Source organism: Luteimonas flava (assembly GCF_036584485.1).
GTDB classification, from domain to species: Bacteria; Pseudomonadota; Gammaproteobacteria; order Xanthomonadales; family Xanthomonadaceae; genus Luteimonas; species Luteimonas flava.
In genome coordinates this window covers 1,165,795-1,189,820 of sequence record NZ_JAZHBM010000002.1, presented here as the reverse complement: position 1 = coordinate 1,189,820, position 24,026 = coordinate 1,165,795, and the positions used below count along the sequence as shown (strand labels likewise).

Genomic DNA, 24,026 nt, shown 5'->3' with positions numbered 1-24,026 from the left:
TCTTAGCGACGCAGACCGAGCTTCTCGATCAGGGCCTTGTAACGACCTGCATCCTTGCGGTGCAGATAGTCGAGCAGGCTGCGACGACGGTTGACCATCATCAGCAGGCCGCGGCGGCTGTGATGATCCTTCTTGTGCGTCTTGAAGTGCTCGGTCAGGTGCACGATGCGTGCGGTCAGCAGAGCGACCTGGACTTCCGGGGAGCCGGTGTCGTTGTCGCCGCGCTTGTGTTCTTCGATGATCTTGCCGTTGTCGATGGTGCTGGTCATTTCATGTTCTCTGGACGCGGGTCCCGCAGAAGACAGCGACCGGTCGTATGACCGTCGCGTACCGCCCGGACCGCCTGTGGATGGATGCTGCAGTGTGCCTTGAAAAAGGCGGCGAAATTGTACCGCCGGGCGGACAGCCGGACAAGGCGGCCATTCAGGCCCCGGTGTCGTTCGCGTCTGCGCGGCGGAACATGCGTTGCGGTTTCAGGCGGCCATCATCGGCCACCTGCCCGAGACCTTCGGCGCGACCGGTCGGCCCGATGATGGCCACCTCGCCCACCGATGCATGCGCGACCGGCACGTCCTGGCCGTTCTGCAGGCGCGCAGCCTGGCGCGCGTCGACGTGGACTTTCGGCCACGCCAGCATGCCGGCCTCGATTTCCAGCAGACAGGCTTCGAGCTGCGATTCGCCGCGCGTGGCCAGCGCCTGCAGGTCCTCCAGCGTCCACATGCGCGGATCGCGGAACGGATCGACCCAGAGCCGGCGCAGCTCGGCCACGTGCGCGCCACAGCCCAGCAGTTCGCCCAGATCGCGGACCAGACTGCGCACGTAGGTACCCGAGCCGCATTCGACGTGCAGACGCAGCTGCGGCATGCCGTCGGGTTCGAGCACGCCGTCGAGCAGATCGGCCGCGGACTGGAGCTCGAAGGCGTGCACGTCGACCGGGCGCACGTCGACCTCGACCGTCTCGCCGCGACGCGCCTTGGCGTACAGCGGCTCGCCGCCGCGCTTGAGCGCGGAGTAGATCGGCGGGCGCTGCTGGATGCGACCCACCAGCTGGCCGAGCGCGGCATCGAGGGTTTCGATGGTCAGCGACGGCACCGGGCGCTCACGCAGGATCTCGCCGTCGGCGTCGTCGGTATCGGTGACCTGCCCGAGCCGGGCGACGGTGGTGTAGGCCTTGCGTGCGCCGAGCAGGCCGCCGGCGATCTTGGTCGCCTCGCCGAAGCAGACCGGCAGCAGGCCGGTCGCCAGGGGATCGAGGCTGCCTGTGTGGCCGCCCTTCTCGGCGCGGAACAGGTGCCGCACGCGCTGCAGCGCCTGGTTGGAGCTCATGCCACGCGGCTTGTCGAGCAGCAGGATGCCGTCGAGCTTGCGGAACTGGGTGCGCGGACGGTCCTGCTGCCGACGCTTGCCGCGCGGGCGCGGCGGCGTCGCAGGCGGGGCGCCGGCGTCAGTCGGCGGAAGGTTCGCCGACATCGCGCAGCAGATTGTCGATGCGCTCGCCGCGATCGACCGAATCGTCGTAGTGGAAATGCAATTCCGGCACGTGGCGCAGCTTCACCGCGCGCGCGAGGCGGAAGCGGATCTCGTGCGCGACGGCCTTGAGGCCCTTCATCGCCTCGTCGGCACGCTCGGACTGCAGCGCGGTCACGAAGACCTTGGCGTGGGCCATGTCGCGGGTGACCTCGACGTCGGACACGCTGACCGACGGCAAGCCGTGTTCGGAGACTGCCTCGCGCACGAGCGTTCCGAGCTCACGACGGAGCTGGGCGGAGACGCGGTCGGTACGGTGGAAGGATTTCGTGGGCACGGACGGAACACCTGTTGCGATGGGACGGAAGAAAGTCTGGAACACGGCGGACGGAACCGCCTGAGACGACGACGGCCGGGTCCGCATGTACGGAGCCCGGCCGCCGGCATTGCATCCGGCGCGCCCTTACAGGGTGCGCTGGACCTCGATGCGCTCGAAGCACTCGATCTGGTCGCCCGGCTTGACGTCGTTGTAGGCCTTGACGCCGATGCCGCACTCGGTGCCGTTGCGCACTTCGTCGACGTTTTCCTTGAAGCGGCGCAGCGATTCCAGCTCGCCCTCGAAGATGACCGTGTTGTCGCGCAGCACGCGGATCGGCTTGTTGCGCTTGACCACACCCTCGATGACCATCGAGCCGGCGACCGCACCGAACTTGGAGCTGCGGAACACGTCGCGCACTTCCGCGGTACCGATGATCTCTTCGCGGATCTCCATGCCCAGGATGCCCGAGGCGACCTGCTTGACCTGGTCGATCACGTCGTAGATCACCGAGAAGTAGCGCAGATCCAGCGCGCTGTTCTCGATCACCTTGCGCGCCGAGGCGTCGGCACGAACGTTGAAGCCGATGATCGTGGCCTTGGCCGCGGCCGCGGAGTTGGCGTCCGACTCGGTGATGCCGCCGACGCCGGAGACGATGACGTTGATGCGGATCTGTTCGTTCGACAGCGCGACCAGCGACTGCTTGAGCGCTTCGACCGAGCCCTGCACGTCGGCCTTGATGACCAGGTTGAGCGACAGCTGCTGCTCGGCCTGGCCCATCTGCGCCATGATGTCTTCCATGCGGTTGCCCGCGGCCTGCACCAGGCGCGTTTCGCGGCGCTTGGTGTCGCGCTGCGAGGCCACGTCCTTGGCCAGACGCTCGTCGGCGACGACGACGAAATCGTCGCCCGCATCCGGCACGCCCGACAGACCCAGCACCTGCACCGGGATCGACGGACCGGCCGTCGGCACCTGGCTGCCGGTTTCGTCGAACAGCGCACGCACGCGGCCGTACTGCACGCCGCAGACGAGGTAATCGCCACGCGACAGCAGGCCGTTCTGCACCAGCACCGTCGCGACCGGGCCGCGGCCCTTGTCGAGCGAGGATTCGATGACCGTACCGCTCGCGCGGCCTTCGGCCACGGCGCGCAGTTCGAGGATTTCGGACTGCAGCGAGATCGCATCGAGCAGATCGTCGACGCCGTCGCCGGTCTTGGCCGACAGCTCCACCATCTGCGTGTCGCCGCCGAAGTCCTCGGCCACGATCTCGTGCTCGAGCAGTTCGTTCTTGACCCGCGACGGATCCGCGCCCGACTTGTCGATCTTGTTGATCGCCACGATCAGCGGCACCTTCGCCGCCTTCGCGTGCTTGATCGCCTCGACCGTCTGCGGCATGACGCCGTCGTCGGCCGCGACCACCAGGATCACGATGTCGGTGAGCTTGGCGCCGCGCGCACGCATCGAAGTAAATGCCGCGTGGCCCGGGGTGTCGAGGAAGCTGATGACGCCCTTGTCGGTTTCGACGTGGTACGCGCCGATGTGCTGCGTGATGCCACCCGCTTCGCCCGAGGCGATCTTGGTGCGACGGATGTAGTCGAGCAGCGAGGTCTTGCCGTGATCGACGTGACCCATGATCGTGACGACCGGCGGACGCGCGACCTGGTCGCCCTGCGCCTCGCCCACGTGTGCGATCAGCTCGCTCTCGGCGTCGTCGGCATCGGCGCGCACCGGAATGTGGCCGAGTTCTTCGACGGCCAGGGCCGCGGTGTCGTGATCGATCGACTGGGTGATGGTCGCCATGACGCCCATCTTGAACAGCGCCTTGACCACGTCGCCGCCCTTCATCGCGAGCTTCTGCGCGAGATCGGCCACGGTGATCGCATCGCCGATCGCCACTTCGCGCTGCATCGGCGCGGTCGGGCGCTCGAAGCCGTGCGGGCCACCGCCGCTGCGCGACGGGGCACTGCCACGACGCTGCGGACCGCCACGCTGCGGCTTGCCGCGCGTGTTGCTGGTGCTGCGACGGGCGCGATCGGAGGCGCTGAGGTGCAACTGGCCGGCGAAGCGCGCGGTCTTGTCGTCGTCCTCGACGCCACTGACCATCGCGTGCGAACCGCGGTTGCCCTTGTGCTTGGCACCGGCGGGCGCGTTGCGGTCGTCGGCGCGCGGCGGCGCCGGCGGCTTGTGGCCGTGACCGTGCGCAGCCGGCGGGCGACGCGTCGCTTCGGCGGCTTCTTCCGGCGGCACGGCGGCAGCGGCGGCTGCGACCTGGCGCAGACGCTCGGCCTCGGCTTCCGCTTCGCGCTTGCGCGCTTCGGCCTCGTCGGCGCGACGCTTGTCGTCCTCGGCCAGGCGCTGCTGCTCGGACAGGTTCTTCGCGCGCGACTCTTCGAGCTTGCGCAGGATCTCGGCGCGCTCGGCATCCGGATCGACCGCACCACCCGCGTTCGGGCTCAGCGTGACCTTCTTGCGCACGACGACGTCGACCGTCTGGCGGTTCTTGCCGCCACCGACCGTCAGTTCCTGCTTGCGGCTGCGGCTGAGCGTGATCTTCTTCGGCGCAGCGGCTTCCTCGGCCGGGTCTTCACCCTTGCCGTGCGCGCGCTTGAGGAAACCGAGCAGCTTGAGCTTCTCGGCACTGGTCACGCTCTGGTCGGGATCGCTGAACGGCATGCCCGCTTCGGACAGCTGTTCAAGCAGTTTCTCGACCGGCGTGTTCACCAGTGCGGCCAGCTTGCGGATGGTGGTTTGTTGCGACATTCGTGATTCCGGTTCCTTGCGCGCCGCCGCGAAGTGCGGGGCGCAGTGGATTTGTCATTCTACCGCTGCATGGGATTCGTTCCGAACTGGATCGTCATCCGTGGCTGGCGGCCGCGTTCTGCGCCGGCGCTGGGCACCGGCGCGGCGCGACCCGTCAGCCTTCCCTTTCCAGGCGCGCGATCTCTTCGGCACGGGCGGCGAGGATCAGCGCGGCGGCGCGGGCCTCGTCGAGGTCCTCGATGCCGAACTCGACCACTTCGTCCGCGCCCAGGTCCGACAGGTCCTCGCTGGTGCGGATGCCGTTGGCGGCCAGCGCGTACGCCGTCGCCTCGTCCATACCCTCGAGCGCGAGCAGATCGTCCGCCGGCGCGTTCTCGTCCACGCCCTCTTCGACCGCGAGCGCGTCGTTGAGCAGCGAGTCGCGTGCACGGCCACGCAGTTCCTCGACGATGTCCTCGTCGAAGCCTTCGACCGCCAGCAGCTCGCCGACCGGCACGTAGGCGATTTCCTCGACCGTGCTGAACCCCTCGGCGACCAGGATGCCGGCGATTTCCTCGTCGACTTCCAGCTTCTCCTGGAACAGGGCGCGCGCCGATGCCTGCTCGGCATCCGACTTCGCGGTGACCTGGTCCTGGGTCATCACATTGAGCTGCCAGCCCGACAGGCGGCTGGCGAGGCGCACGTTCTGGCCGCCCTTGCCGATCGCCTGGGCGAGCTTGTCCTCGGCGACCGCCAGGTCCATCGAGTGCTTGTCTTCGTCGACGACGATCGACTGCACTTCGGCCGGGGCCATCGCGTTGATGACGAACTGCGCCGGGTTGTCCGACCACAGCACGATGTCGACGCGCTCGCCGTTCAACTCGTTCGAGACCGCCTGCACGCGCGAACCGCGCATGCCGATGCAGGCGCCGATGGGATCGGTGCGGGTGTCGTAGGCCAGCACGGCGATCTTGGCGCGGTCGCCCGGATCACGTGCGCAGGCCTTGATCTCGACCAGGCCCTGGCCGACTTCCGGCACTTCGAGCTTGAACAGCTCCATCATGAATTCCGGCGCGGCGCGGCTGATGAACAGCTGCGGGCCGCGGGGCTCGCTGCGCACGTCGAACAGGAAACCGCGCACGCGATCGCCGGCGCGCACGACGTCGCGCGGAATCGCCTTGTCCTTCGGAATCAACGCTTCGGCGTTGCCGCCCAGATCGACGTAGACGTTGCCGCGCTCGACGCGCTTGACCACGCCGGTGACCAGCTCGCCCACGCGATCCTTCCACGCATCGACGACCTGCTGGCGCTCGGCCTCGCGCACGCGCTGCACGATGACCTGCTTGGCGGCCTGGGCGGCGATGCGGCCGAAGTCGACGTTCTCGATCTGCTCTTCGATGTAGTCGCCGACCTCGACGCCTTCGGCTTCTTCGATCGCATCCATCAGACGCAGCTGGCGGTCCGGCGATTCCATGACGACGTCGTCGGCCACCACTTCCCAGCGGCGGAAGGTCTCGTAGCTTCCGTCCTTCGAATCGATCGCGACGCGCGTCAGCACGTCCTGGTCCATGTAGCGCTTCTTGGCGGCAGTCGCCAGCGCGGCTTCGATGGCCTCGAGAATCACGGATTCCGGGACGCCCTTCTCGCTCGCGACCGCGTCGACGACCAGCAACAGTTCCTTGCTCATCTTTTCATTCACTCCGCACCGGTCGACGGATCCGCCGACCGCTTGTTGTCACGTGGTGTGTGGTTGGCCTTGCGGGTCGCGCCGGTGGCGCGGCCGTTGTCCTTCTTGTCCTTCGACGCGGCGAGGCCCAGCGCGGCCCAGTCGGGCACCACGCGGGCCTTCTCGATGTTGTCGGCCTGCACGGTGAACGTGTTGCCGTCGACATCGAACGTCACGGTGTCGCCTTCGACCGCGGTGATGCGACCGGTCAGGCGGCGACGCCCGTCCTGCGGCAGCTTCAGGCCGACCTTGGCGGTCTCGCCCTGGAACTGTGCGAACTGCGCGACGTTGAACAGCGGACGGTCGATGCCGGGCGACGACACCTCGAGAGTGTAGTTGCCGCTGATCGGATCCTCGACGTCGAGCTGCGCCGACACTTCGCGGCTGACCGCCTCGCAGTGTTCGATCGTCACGCCTTGGCCGCCCTCGCCTTCCGGATCGGCCTGTCCGGCTTCGGCGCTGGCCGGCACGTCGATGTAGATGCGTACGAGCGCGCCACCCGGCGCCGTCAGGTATTCGATGCCCAGCAGTTCGAGCCCGAGGGCCTCGACCGTCGGTGCCAGCAATTGCGTCAGTTGTGTCGCTTTGTCCGCCACTGATCCCTCGTCCGTTGCGTATCCGGTATCGCACGATCGTCGCTGTCGTGAAGCGCACCGCGTTGCCCCGGGCGCCTGCGGTTTTCCGATCGCGGAAAACGACAAAGGGCCCGATGGGCCCCTTGTCCGATACCACTGGATGTCGGCGCCGAAGCGAAGCAGTTGCTTCGGCAAAGCCCAGATTCTTCGCGTCGGATGCACCCGGAGGTGCGCCTTCTTTACTGCGTTGAATGTGGTAGCGGGGGCAGGATTTGAACCTGCGACCTTCGGGTTATGAGCCCGACGAGCTGCCAGACTGCTCCACCCCGCATCAGAAGCGGAATTATGAAGATTTCTCTTCGATAGTGCAAGAAGTTTCGAACGATTCCGCATCCCTCGAACTTCCCCCGATCGCTGCATTCGCAACGACCGGGCGCGCATCCTAACAGACTCAGGCGGCGAATGCCTGCTGGCACCACGCCATCAGCGGACTGAAGAACGGCACGACCACCAGCAGCGCCAGCACATTGAGTGCGAACACCACGCGCATCGGCGTCCCGGCACGCTGCGCCATCGGCGCGGCCTCGGGTGCGTCGAAGTACATGACCTTGATCACGCGCAGGTAGTAGAACGCGCCGATCACCGCGAACACGATGCCGACAATCGCCAGCCACAGCAGATCACCCTGCAGGGCGCCCTGCAGCACGGCGAGCTTGGCCCAGAAACCGAGGAACGGCGGCACGCCGGCGAGCGAGGCCATGACGCACAGCACGAGGCCGGCCATCCATGGGCTGCGCTGGTTCAGGCCCTTGTAGTCGTCGATGCGATCGGCTTCGAACCCGTTGCGCGACAGCATGACGATCGCGCCGAACGCGGCCGCCGACATCACCGCGTAGCTGACGACGTAAAACATCGCCGAGGCATAGCCCACTTCCCCGCCACCGGCGAGGCCGAGAAACAGGAAGCCGACGTGCGAGATCGTCGAGTAGGCGAGCATGCGCTTGAGATTGGTCTGCGCGAGCGCGAACAGGTTGCCGACCACCAGCGACAGCGCGGCGAGGATCGACAGCAGGATCTGCGCCTGGTCGTGCATCGGGCCGAGCGCGGTGTCGAGCAGGCGCCAGGCCATACCGAACGCGGCGATCTTCGGCACCGAGCTGATGAAGGCGACGATCGGCGTCGGCGCACCGTGGTAGGTGTCGGGCAGCCACATGTGGAACGGCGCGGCGCCGAACTTGAACGCGATACCGACGATCAGGAACACCATCCCAGTCAGCATCAGCACGCGGCCGTCGCCCGACAGGCCGCCGATCGCGTCGTGGATCGCGGGCAGCGACAGCGTGCCGGTGGCGCCGTAGATCAGCGACATGCCGAACAGCAGCATGCCCGACGCCAGTGCACCGAGCACGAAGTACTTCATCGCCGCTTCGGACGCGAGTTTGCTGTCGCGGTCGCAGGCGACCAGCGCGTAGGAACACAGCGCCAGCAGCTCCAGACCGACGTAGACCATCGTCAGGTTGTTGGCCGACACCAGCAGCATCATGCCGGCGGTGGTGAACAGGAACAGCACCGGGATCTCGCCCTGGTACAGATCGCGCTCGCGCAGCCATGTCCAGGCGTAGCCCAGCGCCGCGGCGCCGACCACGAGACCGGCGACCTTGAGCACGTCGGCGCCGCCATCGCGCACGAACATGTCGGCGAGGATGCTGCCGTGGCCACCGACGCCGAACACGATCAGCGCGGCGGCGGCGAGCATCGTCGCGACGGCCAGCACGTGGGTGATGATCCGGCGGCGCGGGTCGATGAACAGGTCGAGCATCAGCAGGGCGAACGCACCCAGCACGATCACGAGCTCGGGCACGATCGGGCCCAGCTCGGCCAGCGTGCGGATGGGAGGCGTCATCGGGGCAGAAATCATCGCAACGGTGTCCTTAAAGCTTGCTTGCGGCGATCAGGTTCGCCAGTTGCGCGATGGACGGCTCCATCAGGTCGGTCAGCGGCTTGGGATACACGCCGATCAGCAGCGTGCCGGCCGCGAACACGCCGAGCACCAGCGCTTCGCGGGCGTTGATGTCCTTGAGCGCCGCGACGTGCGCATTCGACACTTCACCGTAGAGCACGCGCTTGACCAGCCACAGGGTGTAGGCCGCACCGATGATCAGCGTCATCGCCGCGAAGAACGCGATCAGCGGATGGCTCTGGAACGCGGCCAGGATGACCATGAACTCGCCGACGAAGCCCGAGGTACCCGGCAGGCCCGAGTTGGCCATCGCGAACAGCACGTAGAACGCGGCGAACCACGGCATCACGTTGGCGACGCCGCCGTAATTCTTGATGTTCCGGGTGTGCATGCGGTCGTAGAGGATGCCGATGCAGGAGAACATCGCGCCGGAGATGAAGCCGTGCGAGACCATCTGCACCATCGCGCCCTGCAGACCGAGACGCGCGGCGTCCGAGCCACCCTGCACGTCGCGCATCAGCGCGAACGCGATGAACACACCCAGCGTCACGAAGCCCATGTGCGACACGGACGAATACGCGACCAGCTTCTTCATGTCCTGCTGGACCAGCGCCACCAGACCCACGTAGACGATCGCGATCAGCGACAGGCCGATGACGAGCCACGCCCATTCGTGGCCGGCGTCCGGCGTGATCGGCAGGTTGAAGCGCAGGAAGCCGTAGCCGCCGATCTTCAGCATGATCGCCGCCAGGATCACCGAGCCGCCGGTCGGCGCCTCGACGTGCGCGTCCGGCAACCAGGTGTGCACCGGGAACATCGGCACCTTCACCGCGAACGCGGCGAGGAACGCGAAGAAGATCCACATCTGTTCCGTCGACGACAGGCGCAGTGCGTAGAGATCGGGCAGCTGCCAGCTGCCGGCCTGGATGTACAGGTAGATCAGCGCGACCAGCATGAAGACCGAGCCGAGGAACGTGTACAGGAAGAACTTCACCGAGGCGTACACGCGGTTCGCGCCACCCCAGACACCGATGATGATGAACATCGGGATCAGCATGGCTTCGAAGAACACGTAGAACAGCATCGCGTCCACGGCTGCGAACACGCCGACCATCATGCCTTCGAGGATCAGCATCGCCGCGAAGTACTGCGAGACGCGCTTGGTCACCGAGCCCCAGGCGCCGATCAGCACCAGCGCGGTGGTCAGCGTGGTCAGGATGATCAGCGCGACCGAGATGCCGTCGGCGCCGAGGTGGTACTCGATGTCGAGCGACGGGATCCACTCGCGCCGCTCGAGGAACTGCAGACCCGCGTTGGCATAGTCGAAGCCGGTGAACAGCGGAATGCTGAGGACGAAGACGAGCAGCGCGAACGCCAGCGATACCCAGCGCGCCGCGTCGGGGCGGCGTTCGCCCAGAGCGAGCACGCACGCACCGCCGAGGATCGGCAGCCAGATCAGGAGACTGAGAAGAGGCCAGTTCGACACGTATCGTATTCCGTCAGCGCCAGTACTTGATGAGGATGGCCAGAAGCACGATCAGGCCGACGATCATCGCGAATGCGTAGTGGTAGAGAGCGCCGGACTGCAGCCGGCGGACGACGCCCGAGAACAGGCCGACGACGCGCGCCGGACCGTTGACGAAGACGCCGTCGATCACCTTGGTGTCGAACACCCGCGACAGCTTGCCCAGCCCGACACCGCCACCGGCGAAACCGCCGATCCACAGGTCGTCCATGCCGTACTTGTTCTCGAGCACGCGGATGGGCAGGCGGAACACGTGCGCGGCCTTCGCCGCCAGTTCGGGCTTCCACCAGTACATGACGGTGGCCAGCACGAAGCCCGCGACGACCAGCCAGAACGCCGGCGCCATGAAGCCGTGCAGCGCGAACGCCGCCGGGCCGTGCCACAGCTCTTCCTTCAGCGCGGCCAGCACGTCGTTGGACGCCAGCACGTGGATCACGCCGTCGAAGAAGCCGCGCACCTCGTGATGGCCGGTCCAGTCGGTGCCGAACAGCATCGGACCCGCGGTGAAGTAACCGATCAGGATCGACGGGATCGCCAGCAGGATCAGCGGCAGCGTCACCACCCACGGCGACTCGTGCGGCTCGTGCGGACCGTGGTGACCATGGTCGTCGTGCGCGTGGTCGGCGTGCGCGGCGACCGCATGGCCGTGGCCGTCGTCGTGCAGCGGCTCGTGATGCGTTTCGTGCCCGTGCGCGTCGTGCGTCGCATGGGCGTCGGACGCATGCGCGTCGCGGAAACGCTCCTTGCCGAAGTACGTCATGTACAGCAGGCGGAAGCTGTAGAACGAGGTCACGAACGCGCCCAGCAGCACCGACCAGTACGCGTACTGGAACACCCAGCCGCCACCGTCGCTGGCGTGCTTGGCCGCCTCGATGATCGTGTCCTTGGAGTAGAAGCCGCTGAAGAACGGCGTGCCCACCAGGGCCAGCGTGCCGATGACGCTGGTCCAGAACGTGATCGGCATGTACTTGCGCAGGCCGCCCATCTTGCGCATGTCCTGCTCGTGGTGCATGCCGATGATCACCGAGCCCGCCGCCAGGAACAGCAGCGCCTTGAAGAACGCATGCGTCATCAGGTGGAACACCGCGGCCGAGTAGGCCGACACGCCGAGCGCGACGGTCATGTAGCCCAGCTGCGACAGCGTCGAATAGGCGACGACGCGCTTGATGTCGTTCTGCACGATGCCGATCAGGCCGGTGAAGAAGGCCGTGGTCGCACCGATGAAGAGGATGAACTGCAGCGCGGTCTCCGACAGCTCGAACAGCGGCGACATGCGCGCCACCATGAAGATGCCGGCGGTGACCATGGTCGCGGCGTGGATCAGCGCCGAGATCGGGGTCGGGCCTTCCATCGAGTCGGGCAGCCACACGTGCAGCGGCACCTGGGCCGACTTGCCCATCGCGCCGATGAAGAGACAGATGCAGACCAGGGTCGCGACCGACCACTCGAAGCCGGTGATCACTTCGATCGTCTGGCCGCCGCCGATCGTGGTGTCAGCCGCAGCGAAAACGGTCGCGTAATCCAGGCTGCCGAACCAGTACAGCACGCCGGCGATACCGAGCAGGAAGCCGAAATCGCCGACGCGGTTGACCAGGAACGCCTTCATGTTGGCGAACACCGCGGTCGGCTTCTTGAACCAGAAACCGATCAGCAGGTACGACACCAGGCCCACCGCTTCCCAGCCGAAGAACAGCTGCAGGAAGTTGTTGCCCATCACCAGCATCAGCATCGAGAAGGTGAACAGCGAAATGTAGCTGAAGAAGCGCTGGTAGCCCGGATCCTCGGACATGTAGCCGATGGTGTAGACGTGCACCAGCAGCGACACGAACGTCACCACGACCATCATCATCGCGGTGAGGTTGTCGATCAGGAAGCCGACATGCGCCGAATAGTTGCCGACCTCGAAGAACGTGTAGACGTTCTCGTTGAAGGTCGGCGCGCCCTGCATCAACTGCCACAGCGTATAGATCGACAGGGCGCAGCTGATCGCGACGCCGGCGATGGTGACCGTGTGCGCACCGGCGCGGCCGACCTGGCGGCCGAACAGGCCCGCGATGATCGAGCCCAGCAGCGGCGCGAGCACGATCGCGACCAGCGTGGTCTGGGAAATCATGATCTCGGAAACAGCGTTCTCCATGCCCGGATCAGCCCTTCAACGTGTCGAGTTCGGCGACATTGATCGTGCGCCGGTTGCGGAACAGCGTGACCAGGATCGCGAGACCGATCGCGGCCTCGGCCGCGGCCACGGTGAGAATGAAGAACACGAAGATCTGCCCGGCGGCGTCGCCGAACTCGCGCGAGAACGCGATGAAGTTGATGTTGACCGCGAGCAGCATCAGCTCGATCGACATCAGCAGGATGATCACGTTCTTCCGGTTGAGGAAGATGCCCGCGACGGAGATGCAGAACAGCACCGCACCCAGCGAGAGGTAATGGCCCAGCGCGAGGCCGGTTCCGAACAGCTCGGTCATTTCGCTTCTCCCTCGCCTTCGCCCGGTGTGGGCTCGACGACCGGACGCACCGCGTCCATCTTGACCACGCGCATGCGGTCCGACGCCCGCACGCGGGCCTGCTCGCCCGGATTCTGGTGCTTGGTGCCGGGACGGCGGCGCAGGGTGAGCATCACCGCGGCGATGACCGCGACGGTCAGGATGACCGCGGCGACTTCGAACGGCAGCAGGAAGTCGGTGAACAGCCGGCGTGCGATCCACACCGTGTTCGACACGCCCGCCTCGTCGACCGCATCGACGGCGAACGGCGCCATCTTCGCGCGCACGCCGATCAGGGTGACGATCTCGACCAGCATCACCACCGCGACGATCAGGCCGACCGGCAGATAGCGCACGTAGCCTTCGCGCATCGGCGCGACGTCCACGTCGAGCATCATCACCACGAACAGGAACAGCACCATCACCGCGCCGACGTAGACCAGCACCAGCGCGAGGCCGAGGAACTCGGCGCCGACCAGCAGCCAGGTGCAGGCGGTGGAGAAGAACGTCAGCACCAGGAACAGCGCCGCGTGCACCGGGTTGCGGGCACTGATCACCGCCACCGCGGACATCACGGTGATCGCGGCGAAGACGAGGAATGCAATCAGGTCGAAATTCATGACTTACCTGTACGCGGAGTCGGCGGCGCGACGTTCTGCGATCTCGCTCTCGAGACGGTCGCCGATCGCCAGCAGCTGTGGCTTGGTCACGATGTTCTCGCCGCGGTTCTCGAAGTGGTACTCGTGCAGATGGGTCTCGACGATCGAGTCCACCGGGCACGATTCCTCGCAGAAGCCGCAGTAGATGCACTTGAACAGATCGATGTCGTAACGCGTGGTGCGGCGGGTGCCGTCCTCGCGCTGCTCGGAATCGATCGTGATCGCCAGCGCGGGGCACACGGCCTCGCACAGCTTGCACGCGATGCAGCGCTCCTCGCCGTTGGGATACCGGCGCAGCGCATGCAGACCGCGGAAACGCGGCGACTGCGGCGTCTTCTCCATCGGGTACATCAGCGTGTACTTGTCCCGGAACAGATACCGGAAGGTCAGCGCCATGCCGCCGAGCAACTCGAGCAGCAACAGGCCCCTGAACCATGCAACGAACTTGGCCATTACTGCCCTGCCTCGAAGATTCCGAAGTACGCCATCAGCGCGGTGACCACGATCCAGCCGATGCTGATCGGAATGAAGACCTTCCAGCCCAGCCGCATGATCTGGTCGTAGCGGTAGCGCGGGAACGAGGCGCGGAACCAGATGAAGCAGCTGGCGAAGAAGAACACCTTCGCGAACAGCCACCACCAGCCGTCGACCGACAGCAGCGGAATGCCCAGGCCCTGGAACGGCGACAGCCAGCCGCCGAGGAAGAAGATCGCGACCAGGAAGCTGATCAGGATCATGTTCGCGTATTCGGCGAGGAAGAACAGCGCGAACGCCGACCCCGAGTACTCGACCATGTGGCCGGCGACGATTTCCGACTCGCCTTCGACGACGTCGAACGGCGCGCGGTTGGTCTCGGCCACGCCGGAGATGAAGTAGATGACGAACAGCGGCAGCATCGGCAGCCAGAACCAGTCGAACAGGCCCTTGCCGCCGGCCTGCGCCATGACGATCTCGGACAGGTTCAGGCTGCCCGCACCGACCATCACGCCGACGAGCGCGAAGCCCATCGCGATTTCGTAGCTGATCATCTGCGCCGAGGCGCGCATCGCACCGAGGAACGCGTACTTCGAGTTCGAGGCCCAGCCGGCGAGGATGATCCCGTAGATGCCCAAGCTCGTCATGGCCAGCAGATACAGCAGACCGGCGTTGGCGTTCGACAGCACCAGTTGCGCATCGAACGGCACCACGGCCCAGGCCGCGAATGCGGGCGCGAGCGTGATCAGCGGCGCCAGCACGAACAGCACGCGCTGCGCGTTGGTCGGCTGGATGACTTCCTTGAACAGCAGTTTGAAGACGTCGGCGAAGGCCTGGAAGATGCCCATGCCCACGTACATCGGACCGTGGCGCTGATGCATCCAGCCCAGCAGCTTGCGCTCCCAGACCACGTAGAACGCGACGGCGATGATCACCGGCATCGCGATCAGCAGGATCTTGAGCACGATCCACAGGATCAGCCCGATCGCGCCCAGCGACATCAGCCAGTCGTACAGCGGCGCCGACAGATCGCCCAGCAGCGATGCGGTGTTGGTCACGCCGGTTTGGGTCGCACTCATGCCGCCACCACCTTGACCTTGCCGGCAGACAGCGCCGCCGTGGCGCCGTAGCCCGATTCCACCCACGCCGCGCCCGGTGCGACGCGATCGTCGATCGCCACCTGCAGCGTCGCGGTACCGACCGCGTTCGAGACCTTGGCCATGCCGCCGTCGGCGACCTGGCTCGCGGCCGCGTCGTCGGGATGCAGCACGATGCGCGGGCCGACGGTCAACGGATGCGACTGCAGCGCGGCAGCGCGACGGGTCAGACCGTCGACGCGGTAGATCGCCTGGCTGACGGCCAGTTCGAAGCCGTCACCATCGACGACCGGCGCCGCGGATGCAGCCACCGAGACCGCCCTGCCCTGCAGGCCCGCACGCAGACCGGCGAGATCGGTGAACTCGAAGCCCGGCGCTTCGAGCGCGCCACCGAGGGCGCGCAGCACGCGCCAGCCGGCACGTGCGTCGCCCGGCAGCTTGCCGGCGGCCGTGGCCTGCTGGTCGCGGCCTTCGAGATTGGTCAGCGTCGCGTCGACTTCGGCGAGCGCGCCGATCGGCAGGATCACGTCGGCGACGCTGCGCGTGGACTGGCAGGCGAAGTGGCTGAAGGCCACGACCTGCGCCGCGCCCAGTGCCTGCAACGCCTGCGCCTGGTCGGCGAAGTCCAGACCCGGCTCGATGCCGTAGATCACGTACGCGCCGCGGCGCTCGGCCAGCATCGCGTTCGCATCGCGCGAGGTCGGCAGCACGCCGACACGCGACAGACCCAGCGCATTGGCGCCGTGCGGAATGCGGCACAGCGACGCGCCGGTCTCCGCGGCGAGTGCAGCCGCCGCCTTGCGGATGTCGGCCGCGTGCGCGCTGGCTTCCGCCTGCGCACCGACGATGATCGCCGCATGCTTCGCGCCGCGCAGCGCGTCGCCGAGTTCGGCAACCTGCAGCGTTTCGGCGATCTTCGACGGCGCCACGATGGCCTTGTCCTCGATGTCGAAGGTGAATTCGAAATCGACCGGATTGACCACGTACACCTTGGCGCCGCGCTTCCACGCCTGGCGCACGCGGTGATGCAGCAGCGGCACTTCGTGACGGAGATTGCTGCCGACCAGCAGCACGACGTCGGCCTGCTCGAGTTCGGCGACCGGCATCGCGAAGGCTTCCGCGACTGCGCCATCGGACAGGTCGCGCTGGGCGATGCGGTGATCGAGGTTACCGGTGCCCAGGGCTTCGGCCAGACGCGCCAGCAGCGCGCCCTCCTCGTTCGAGGTCGAGGGATGCACCAGCACGCCGAGCTCGTCGGCCGCGTTGTCGCGCAGGATCGTCATCGCGCGCTCGAGCGCCTCGTCCCACGACGCCTCGCGCCACTCGCCCCCGTCCTTGACCAGCGGATGCACCGCGCGGTCATCGGCCGTCAGACCCTGGTGCGAGTAACGGTCGCGATCGGAGATCCAGCACTCGTTGACCACTTCGTTGTCGCGCGGCACGGTGCGCATCACGTCGCCGCGGCGCAGGTGATGGAACAGGTTGCTGCCCAGCGCGTCGTGACCGCCGAGCGATTCGCGCGCGATCAGTTCCCACGGACGCGCACGGAAGCGGAACACCTTGTTGGTCAGCGCGCCGACCGGGCACACGTCGATGACGTTGCCCGACAGTTCGGTCGTCAGCGGCTTGCCGTCGTAGGTGCCGATCTGCAGGTTCTCGCCGCGCTGCATGCCGCCCAGCTCGTAGGTGCCGGCGATCTCGGCGGTGAAGCGCACGCAGCGCGTGCACTGGATGCAGCGCGTCATTTCGGTGGCGACCAGCGGACCGAGGTCCTCGTCGGCGACGACGCGCTTGCGCTCGGCGAAGCGGCTCACCGAACGGCCGTAACCGAGCGAGAGATCCTGCAGTTCGCACTCGCCGCCCTGATCGCAGATCGGGCAGTCGAGCGGATGGTTGATCAGCAGGAACTCCATCACGTTGCGCTGGGCCTTGAGCGCCTTCTCGTTGCGCGTGAAGACCTTCAGGCCGTCCATCACCGGCGTGGCGCAGGCCGGCGACGGCTTGGGCGCACCGCGGCCGCCGACTTCGGTGTCGACCAGGCACATGCGGCAGTTCGCGGCGATCTCGAGCTTGTCGTGATAGCAGAAACGCGGGATCGGAATGCCGGCCTTGTCGGCGGCATGGATGATCATCGAGCCCTTGGGCGCGGCCAGTTCGACGCCGTCGATGAAGACGGTGACGTGGTCGGGCGGCAGGTTCGGGTTCACAGGCTGCGCGCTCATGCGGCGACCGCCTTGGGCACCACGGTGCCGTTGCGCTGGTCGTCGACGAGGAAGCGCTTGTTCACGATCGCGTACTCGAATTCGTCCCAGAAATGGCGCAGGAAGCCCTGCACCGGCCATGCGGCCGCTTCACCGAACGCGCAGATGGTGTGTCCCTCGATCTGACCAGCCGCAGCCCGCAGCATCTGCAGGTCTTCGACCGTCGCCGTGTGGTCGGCGATGCGGCACAGCATGCGGTACATCCAGCCGGTGCCTTCGCGGCACGGCGTGCACTGGCCGCAGCTCTCCTTGTAGTAGAAGCGCGCGATGCGTCGGCACGCGCGCACCATGCAGGTCGTGTCGTCCATGACGATCACCGCGCCCGAGCCGAGGCCGGAGCCGGCCTTCTGCAGCGCGTCGTAATCCATCGTCAGGCCCATCATCGTCTCGCCCGGGAGCACCGGCATCGACGAACCACCCGGAATCACGCCCTTGATCGTGCGGCCTTCGCGCATGCCGCCGCACAGGGCCAGCAGATCGGCGAACGAGGTGCCCAGACGGATCTCGTGGTTGCCCGGCTTGGCCACGTGGCCGGAGACCGAGAAGATCTTGCAACCGCCGTTGTTGGGCTTGCCCAGATCCATGAACCACTGCGCGCCGTTGCGCACGATCGCGGGCACCGAGGCGTAGGTCTCGGTGTTGTTGATCGTCGTCGGCTTGCCGTACAGACCGAAATTGGCCGGGAACGGCGGCTTGAAGCGCGGCTGTCCCTTCTTGCCTTCCAGCGATTCCATCAGCGCGGTTTCTTCGCCGCAGATGTAGGCGCCCGCGCCGAGCGCGTTGTAGATGTCGACGTCGATGCCGCTGCCGAGGATGTTCTTGCCCAGCCAGCCGTTGGCATAGGCCTCGGCAGTGGCTTCTTCCAGATGCTCGAAGGGCTCGTGGTGGAACTCGCCGCGCAGGTAGTTGTAGGCCACCGTCGAGCCGGTCGCGTAGCACGCGATCGCCATGCCCTCGATGACCGAATGCGGGTTGTAGCGCAGGATGTCGCGGTCTTTCGCGGTGCCCGGCTCGGATTCGTCCGAATTGCAGAGGATGTACTTCTGCATCTCGCCCTTGGGCATGAAGCTCCACTTCAGACCGGTCGGAAAGCCTGCGCCGCCACGGCCGCGCAGGCCCGACTGCTTGACCATCTCGATCACGTCGGCCGGCGCAATCTTCTCCTCGAGAATCTTGCGCAGCGCGCTGTAACCACCCGTCTTGAGGTAGTTCTCGTAGGACCACGGCTTGTCGAAATGCAGCGTGGTGTAGACCGCCTGGTGTTCCTGCGGCGCAGGCCCGACGGGCCCGTAACCTTCGGAAGACTTGGGATGGTGATGTGCCATGTCCGCGCGATGCCTTACTTCAGACCGTCGATCAGCTCGTCCACCGTCTCGGGTGTGAGCTTCTCGTGGTAATGACCGTTGATGACCACGACCGGCGCGCCGCAGCACGCAGCGACGCACTCTTCCTCGCGCTTGAGGAAGACGCGACCGTCGGCGGTGGATTCACCCAGCTTGCAGCCCAGCTTCTTCTCCGCGTGCGCGACGAGATCCTCGGCGCCGTTGAGCCAGCAGCTGATGTTGGTGCAGAACGCGACGTTGTTGCGGCCGACCTTCTCGGTCTCGAACATCGAGTAGAACGTCGCGACCTCGTAGGCCCACACCGGCGGCAGGTCCAGATACTTGGCGACGCCGGCGATCAGCTCGTCGGTCAGCCAGCCGTTGTTCTGCTCCTGCGCCGCGAACAGCCCCTGCAGCACCGCGGACCGCTTGCGGTCTTCGGGGAACTTGGTCAGCCAGTGGTCGATGTGCGCGCGCGTGTCGCCGCTGAGCACGACCATCGGGTCGACGTTGCGGGCGTTCTCGAAATTGCCAGTCGCCTTCATCGGTCGACTTCTCCGAACACGATGTCATAGGTACCGATCATCGCCACCACGTCGGACAGCATGTGCCCGCTGGTGATGGCGTCCATCGACGAGAGATGTGCGAAACCGGGCGCGCGCAGATGCACGCGGAACGGCTTGTTCGCGCCGTCGGAGACCAGGTAGCAGCCAAACTCGCCCTTCGGGGCTTCGACGGCGCTGTAGGTCTCGCCGGCGGGCACGCTGTAGCCCTCGGTGAACAGCTTGAAGTGATGGATCAACGCTTCCATGTCGTCCTTCATCGACTCACGCGACGGCGGCGACACCTTGTAGTTGTCCAGCATGACCGGGCCTGGATTCGCCCGCAGCCAGTTGACGCACTGCTGGATGATCTTCGCCGACTCGCGCATTTCGAACACGCGCACGAGATAGCGGTCGTAGCAGTCACCGTTGACGCCCACCGCGATGTCGAAATCGACGTCGGCGTACTTGGCGTAAGGCTGCGTCTTGCGCAGATCCCACTCGACGCCCGAACCACGCAGCATCGGGCCGGTCATGCCCCAGGCCTTGGCCAGGTCCGGTGGAATCACGCCGATGCCGACGGTGCGCTGCTTCCAGATGCGGTTGTCGGTGAGCAGGGTTTCGTACTCGTCGACGCGCTTGGGGAAATCCTTGGCGAATGCCTCAAGATAATCGAGCATCGAGCCGCCGCGCCACTTGTTGAAACGCTTGAGCTTCTCGCCCTTGCGCCAGCGCGACTCGGCGTACTGCGGCATCTGCACAGGCAGGTCACGGTAGACGCCGCCGGGACGGTAATAGGTCGCGTGCATGCGCGCGCCCGACACCGCCTCGTAGACGTCCATCAGTTCTTCGCGCTCGCGGAACGCGTAGAGCATCACAGCCATCGCGCCGAGATCGAGCGCGTTCGAGCCCACCCACATCAGGTGGTTGAGGATGCGGGTGATCTCGTCGAACAGCGTGCGGATCCATTGCGCGCGCTCCGGCGCCTCGATGCCCATCAGGGTCTCGATCGCGCGCACATAGGCGTGCTCGTTGCACATCATCGACACGTAGTCGAGGCGATCCATGTACCCGATCGACTGGTTGAACGGCTTCGACTCGGCCAGCTTCTCGGTGCCACGGTGCAGCAGGCCGATGTGCGGATCGGCGCGCATCACGGTCTCGCCGTCCATCTCCAGGATTAGGCGCAGCACGCCGTGCGCGGAGGGATGCTGGGGACCGAAGTTGAACGTGTAGTTGCGGATTTCCTGCTTCAGCGCTTCCGCACTCGGCGTCGCGTTGTTGTGCAGCGAGGTGGTCGGCACGGCGCTCACTTGGCAGCCTCCACGCGGCGCGCGGCCTGCTCGCCGCTCGCGGTCGCGAAACGGGCGTCGTCACGGATCACGCGCGGCACGCCGACACGCGGTTCGACCGAGGTCACCGGCTCGTACACCACGCGCTTGCGCTCGGCGTCGTAACGCACTTCGACATTGCCGATCAACGGGAAATCCTTGCGGAACGGATGACCGACGAACCCGTAGTCGGTCAGGATGCGGCGCAGATCCGGGTGACCTTCGAAGATCACGCCGAACAGATCGAAGGCTTCGCGCTCGAACCAGTTCGCGACCGGCCAGAGCACGGTCAGCGAGGACACCACCGGCAGATCGTCGCTGGGCGCGAAGCACTTCAGCGTCACGCGCTGGTTGTGCTGGATCGACAGCAGCTGCGCGACCGCGGCGAAGCGGCGCTGCGGCACCGGAATGTCGGCGACGCCCTGCGGCTGCGAGACCTGGCGGCTGCCGGTCTCACCGAACTTGAAACGGCCCGGGCCCCGACCTTCGACGCCGCGGCTGAAGCCTTCGGAGGACACGTCGGTGTCCCACTCGTCGCTGCCATGGCCGAGATAGTCGACACCACAGACGTCGATCAGCATTTCGAAGCCGAACTCGTCGCGCAATGCCCGCGCGGTGTCGAGCCAGTCGCCGGCCGTGGTGATCGTCACCTCGCCGCGCGGCAGTGCGATCGCCACATCGGCATCGGAAAAGCGCGCGCGCAGGCGCGCCGCGAACGCGGTGGAGGACTCACGCATCGCGCTGCCCCGTCTTGGTGTCGCCGAAGTTGGTCGCGCGGCGGATCTTCTTCTGCAACTGCAGGATGCCGTAGATCAGCGCTTCGGCCGTCGGCGGGCAGCCCGGCACGTAGACGTCGACCGGCACGATGCGATCGCAGCCGCGCACCACCGAATACGAGTAGTGGTAGTAGCCGCCACCGTTGGCGCAGCTGCCCATCGAGATGACCCACTTGGGATCCGGCATCTGGTCGTAGACCTTGCGCAGCGCCGGGGCCATCTTGTTGACCAGGGTGCCGGCCACGATCATCACGTCCGACTGGCGCGGCGACGGGCGGAACACCACGCCGTAGCGGTCGAGATCGAGGCGCGCCGCACCGGCGTGCATCATTTCCACCGCGCAGCAGGCGAGACCGAAGGTCATCGGCCACATCGAGCCGGTGCGTGCCCAGTTGAGCAGCACATCGGAACTGGTCGTGACGAAACCGCGCTCGAGCAGCGGGTTCTCGCCTTCCGGGCGCAGGATGTCGTCCACGCGGCCTTCCGGCAGCGGGTTGTTCATCAGGCGCGCGACGGTCTGGTTCACTCCCATTCCAGCGCTCCCTTCTTCCACACGTAGACGAAGCCGAGCAGCAGCATGCCGGCGAAGATGCCCATCTCGATCAGGCCGAGCACGCCGAGTTCGCGGAACACGGTGGCCCAGGGCACGATGAAGATGATTTCCAGATCGAAGACGATGAACTGGATCGCGATGAGGTAATAGCGCACGTCGAACTGCATGCGCGCGTCTTCGAAGGCTTCGAATCCGCACTCGTAGGGCGACAGCTTTTCCAGCGTCGGGCGCTTGGGCCCCAGCAGGTTGCCAATGATCAGCAAGGCAATGCCGATCCCCGTGGCAACGATCAGGAACAGCAGGGTCGGCAGATATTCGGCCAGCACTCGGATGTTCTCTCGGCTACGGCCGCAACGTGCGGCCTTGGCTCGGCGCCTGTGGACGCCGCATTCTCGAAGCGTCGGAGCGCTTCACGAAGGCCGGGCGATGCACGTTGTGCGATCGCCCGATTCCGGCAATTGTACCGGTTACAGAACTGGTGAGTAAACGATTTCCGCCGCTGCATACGCCGCGCCCGCACTGCATCGCGAAGCAACGCGGCACGGCTCGTGAAGTGCGCGCGCGAATGATTCCTGTCCGCGCGCCGCCGCATACATCCGCGCACGAAAAAGCCCCGCTTGCGCGAGGCTCTTCGTGTCCGATGCGCGTGACGCGCATCGCTTTTCCGGTTGGTGCCCAAGAGGGGACTCGAACCCCTACGACCTAAGCCGCTACCACCTCAAGGTAGTGCGTCTACCAATTCCGCCACCTGGGCAGGTCAACCTGAAACCTCATCCGGGGCTACCGCCCCGGCGAGCCGCGCATTGTAATCCCAATCAATCGTTCTGGGGAGTGGGCTGCGGCGATTCCTGCGAAGAATTTTCCGCCGCCGGCGGCGCGGCCGGGACTGCGCTCTCGGCAGACGGTGCGGCCGGCACGGTCGCATCGGCGGGTGCGGGCGGTGCGACCGGCGTGGCCGGCGCGCCTTCGACCGGCGCGGTCGGCACCTCGCCGCCCATGACGCCCAGGTCCATGTCCAGCGCGTTCGGATTGGCGCGATGCATCGCGTACCAGGCCATGAACAGCGTGATCGAGAAGAAGCTGATCGCCAGCCACTTCGTCGCCTTCGACAGGAAGTTCGACGAGCCACGCGCGCCGAACACGGTCGCGGACGCACCGCCACCGAAGCCGGAACCAGCCGCGGCACCGGCGCCGCGCTGCATGAGGATCAACGCGATCATCGCGATGGCGATGATGACGAACAGGATGTTGAAGACGGTCAGCAGCATTGCGTGGGCGCTCTGGGGTGCCCGCGGACGGGCCTTGTGTCGGAATCGCCGGCTGCGCTCAGCGCGCGGCCGCGGCGACGATGGCCAGGAAGTCGTCGGCCGCCAGCGAGGCGCCGCCGATCAATCCGCCGTCGACGTCGGGCTGCGAGAACAGCGCAGCGGCATTGTCGGGCTTGCAGCTGCCGCCATAGAGCAGCGGCAACGAATCGGCGATTCTAGCATCCTGTCCGGCGACCACGCCACGCAGGAAGGCGTGCACGGCCTGCGCCTGCTCGGTGCTGGCGGTCAGGCCGGTGCCGATTGCCCAGACGGGCTCGTAGGCGACGATCGCGCCATCGAATGCGGCCACACCAGCCTCGGCCAGCACAGCCCCGACCTGGGCGGCGATCACCGCTTCGGTACGGCCGGCTTCGCGCTGCTCGCGGGTCTCGCCCACGCACAGGATCGGCACCAGGCCGGCGGCGCGGGCGGCGATGAACTTCCGCGCGACCAGCGCGTCGTCCTCGCCGTGGTACTGGCGGCGCTCGGAATGGCCGACCAGCGTGTAGACGGCACCGACGTCGGCCAGCATCGAGGCGGCCACCTCGCCGGTGTAGGCGCCCTTGGCGTGCGCGCTGACGTCCTGCGCGCCGAAGGCCACGCCGCGCCCCGCATGCGACTGCGTCAGCAGCGGGAGATACGGATACGGCGGCAGCACGATCGCCTCCACCCCGCCCGTCAGCCCGGCGGCGATGCCCTCGACGAGTTCGGTGGCGAATGTGCGGCTGCCCTGCAGCTTCCAGTTGCCGGCGACGATCCTGCGGCGCATGGGCGACTCCTTGAGACGAGAGGCGCAAGAGGATAGCCGATGCGCCTGCCGGCCCGGTTCAGGGACCACCCATTGCCGCGCGCCTCGGCTCCGCTGGCGCAGCAGCCGGTGCAGACGCCGCGACCGGCAGCGCGCGCA

General features: G+C 66.5%; 22 protein-coding genes and 2 tRNA genes. All 24 read right to left on the bottom strand.

Annotation, left to right across the window (positions count from 1 at the left end):
* Positions 1-2: 2 nt before the first annotated feature.
* Positions 3-269, bottom strand: a complete 267-nt coding sequence (gene rpsO / locus V3391_RS12425; RefSeq protein WP_332078701.1) for a 30S ribosomal protein S15 — start codon at positions 267-269, stop codon at positions 3-5.
* 154 nt (positions 270-423) lie between these two features.
* Entirely contained in the window at positions 424-1,470 is a 1,047-nt protein-coding gene (gene truB / locus V3391_RS12420; RefSeq protein ID WP_332078700.1) for a tRNA pseudouridine(55) synthase TruB, read from the bottom strand.
* Complete coding sequence (gene rbfA / locus V3391_RS12415) at positions 1,445-1,804, bottom strand: 30S ribosome-binding factor RbfA (protein WP_232136869.1); 360 nt, start codon at positions 1,802-1,804, stop codon at positions 1,445-1,447. The genes truB and rbfA overlap by 26 nt, the downstream gene beginning before the upstream one ends.
* Before the next feature lie 126 nt (positions 1,805-1,930).
* Positions 1,931-4,543: a translation initiation factor IF-2 gene (gene infB, locus V3391_RS12410; protein WP_332078699.1), complete on the bottom strand. Its 2,613-nt coding sequence runs from the start codon at positions 4,541-4,543 to the stop codon at positions 1,931-1,933.
* Positions 4,544-4,697: 154 nt separating this feature from the next.
* A complete protein-coding gene (gene nusA / locus V3391_RS12405; RefSeq protein WP_332078698.1) occupies positions 4,698-6,209 on the bottom strand; it encodes a transcription termination factor NusA in 1,512 nt (503 codons plus the stop codon).
* Positions 6,210-6,217: 8 nt separating this feature from the next.
* Positions 6,218-6,844, bottom strand: coding sequence for a ribosome maturation factor RimP (gene rimP, locus V3391_RS12400; RefSeq protein ID WP_332078697.1), 627 nt, complete (start codon positions 6,842-6,844; stop codon positions 6,218-6,220).
* A gap of 233 nt (positions 6,845-7,077) precedes the next feature.
* Positions 7,078-7,154 (bottom strand) — tRNA-Met (locus V3391_RS12395).
* A 120-nt stretch (positions 7,155-7,274) separates the two neighbouring features.
* The gene (nuoN, locus tag V3391_RS12390) at positions 7,275-8,738 is read right to left on the bottom strand and encodes an NADH-quinone oxidoreductase subunit NuoN (protein WP_425497256.1); all 1,464 of its coding nucleotides are present in this window, start codon (positions 8,736-8,738) and stop codon (positions 7,275-7,277) included.
* 16 nt (positions 8,739-8,754) lie between these two features.
* Complete coding sequence (locus V3391_RS12385; RefSeq protein ID WP_332078695.1) at positions 8,755-10,269, bottom strand: NADH-quinone oxidoreductase subunit M; 1,515 nt, start codon at positions 10,267-10,269, stop codon at positions 8,755-8,757.
* 13 nt (positions 10,270-10,282) lie between these two features.
* A complete protein-coding gene (gene nuoL / locus V3391_RS12380; protein WP_332078694.1) occupies positions 10,283-12,445 on the bottom strand; it encodes an NADH-quinone oxidoreductase subunit L in 2,163 nt (720 codons plus the stop codon).
* A 7-nt stretch (positions 12,446-12,452) separates the two neighbouring features.
* The gene (gene nuoK / locus V3391_RS12375; protein WP_055247260.1) at positions 12,453-12,779 is read right to left on the bottom strand and encodes an NADH-quinone oxidoreductase subunit NuoK; all 327 of its coding nucleotides are present in this window, start codon (positions 12,777-12,779) and stop codon (positions 12,453-12,455) included.
* The gene (locus V3391_RS12370; RefSeq protein WP_332078693.1) at positions 12,776-13,417 is read right to left on the bottom strand and encodes an NADH-quinone oxidoreductase subunit J; all 642 of its coding nucleotides are present in this window, start codon (positions 13,415-13,417) and stop codon (positions 12,776-12,778) included. Before V3391_RS12370 ends, nuoK begins: the two co-directional genes overlap by 4 nt.
* A 3-nt stretch (positions 13,418-13,420) precedes the next feature.
* Positions 13,421-13,909, bottom strand: coding sequence for an NADH-quinone oxidoreductase subunit NuoI (gene nuoI / locus V3391_RS12365; protein WP_159679473.1), 489 nt, complete (start codon positions 13,907-13,909; stop codon positions 13,421-13,423).
* Positions 13,909-15,009, bottom strand: coding sequence for an NADH-quinone oxidoreductase subunit NuoH (gene nuoH, locus V3391_RS12360; protein WP_332078692.1), 1,101 nt, complete (start codon positions 15,007-15,009; stop codon positions 13,909-13,911). The genes nuoI and nuoH overlap by 1 nt, the downstream gene beginning before the upstream one ends.
* Positions 15,006-17,249 (bottom strand): NADH-quinone oxidoreductase subunit NuoG, encoded by a 2,244-nt coding sequence (gene nuoG, locus V3391_RS12355; RefSeq protein WP_332078691.1) that lies wholly within the window; start codon positions 17,247-17,249, stop codon positions 15,006-15,008. Before nuoG ends, nuoH begins: the two co-directional genes overlap by 4 nt.
* Positions 17,246-18,613 carry an NADH-quinone oxidoreductase subunit NuoF gene (gene nuoF, locus V3391_RS12350; RefSeq protein ID WP_332078690.1) on the bottom strand — a complete coding sequence of 456 codons (1,368 nt, stop codon included), beginning with the start codon at positions 18,611-18,613 and terminating at the stop codon, positions 17,246-17,248. Before nuoF ends, nuoG begins: the two co-directional genes overlap by 4 nt.
* A gap of 14 nt (positions 18,614-18,627) precedes the next feature.
* Positions 18,628-19,155 (bottom strand): NADH-quinone oxidoreductase subunit NuoE, encoded by a 528-nt coding sequence (nuoE, locus tag V3391_RS12345; protein ID WP_332078689.1) that lies wholly within the window; start codon positions 19,153-19,155, stop codon positions 18,628-18,630.
* Positions 19,152-20,456, bottom strand: a complete 1,305-nt coding sequence (locus tag V3391_RS12340) for an NADH-quinone oxidoreductase subunit D (protein ID WP_332078750.1) — start codon at positions 20,454-20,456, stop codon at positions 19,152-19,154. Before V3391_RS12340 ends, nuoE begins: the two co-directional genes overlap by 4 nt.
* A gap of 5 nt (positions 20,457-20,461) precedes the next feature.
* On the bottom strand, positions 20,462-21,220 hold the full coding sequence (locus V3391_RS12335; RefSeq protein WP_332078688.1) for an NADH-quinone oxidoreductase subunit C: 759 nt from the start codon (positions 21,218-21,220) through the stop codon (positions 20,462-20,464).
* Positions 21,213-21,791, bottom strand: a complete 579-nt coding sequence (locus V3391_RS12330) for a NuoB/complex I 20 kDa subunit family protein (protein WP_159679482.1) — start codon at positions 21,789-21,791, stop codon at positions 21,213-21,215. Before V3391_RS12330 ends, V3391_RS12335 begins: the two co-directional genes overlap by 8 nt.
* A complete protein-coding gene (locus V3391_RS12325) occupies positions 21,782-22,138 on the bottom strand; it encodes an NADH-quinone oxidoreductase subunit A (protein ID WP_159679484.1) in 357 nt (118 codons plus the stop codon). The genes V3391_RS12330 and V3391_RS12325 overlap by 10 nt, the downstream gene beginning before the upstream one ends.
* A 343-nt stretch (positions 22,139-22,481) precedes the next feature.
* Positions 22,482-22,566 (bottom strand) — tRNA-Leu (locus V3391_RS12320).
* Positions 22,567-22,627: 61 nt separating this feature from the next.
* Complete coding sequence (gene secG / locus V3391_RS12315; protein ID WP_332078687.1) at positions 22,628-23,080, bottom strand: preprotein translocase subunit SecG; 453 nt, start codon at positions 23,078-23,080, stop codon at positions 22,628-22,630.
* A gap of 58 nt (positions 23,081-23,138) precedes the next feature.
* Complete coding sequence (gene tpiA, locus V3391_RS12310; RefSeq protein ID WP_332078686.1) at positions 23,139-23,888, bottom strand: triose-phosphate isomerase; 750 nt, start codon at positions 23,886-23,888, stop codon at positions 23,139-23,141.
* Positions 23,889-24,026 lie beyond the last annotated feature (138 nt).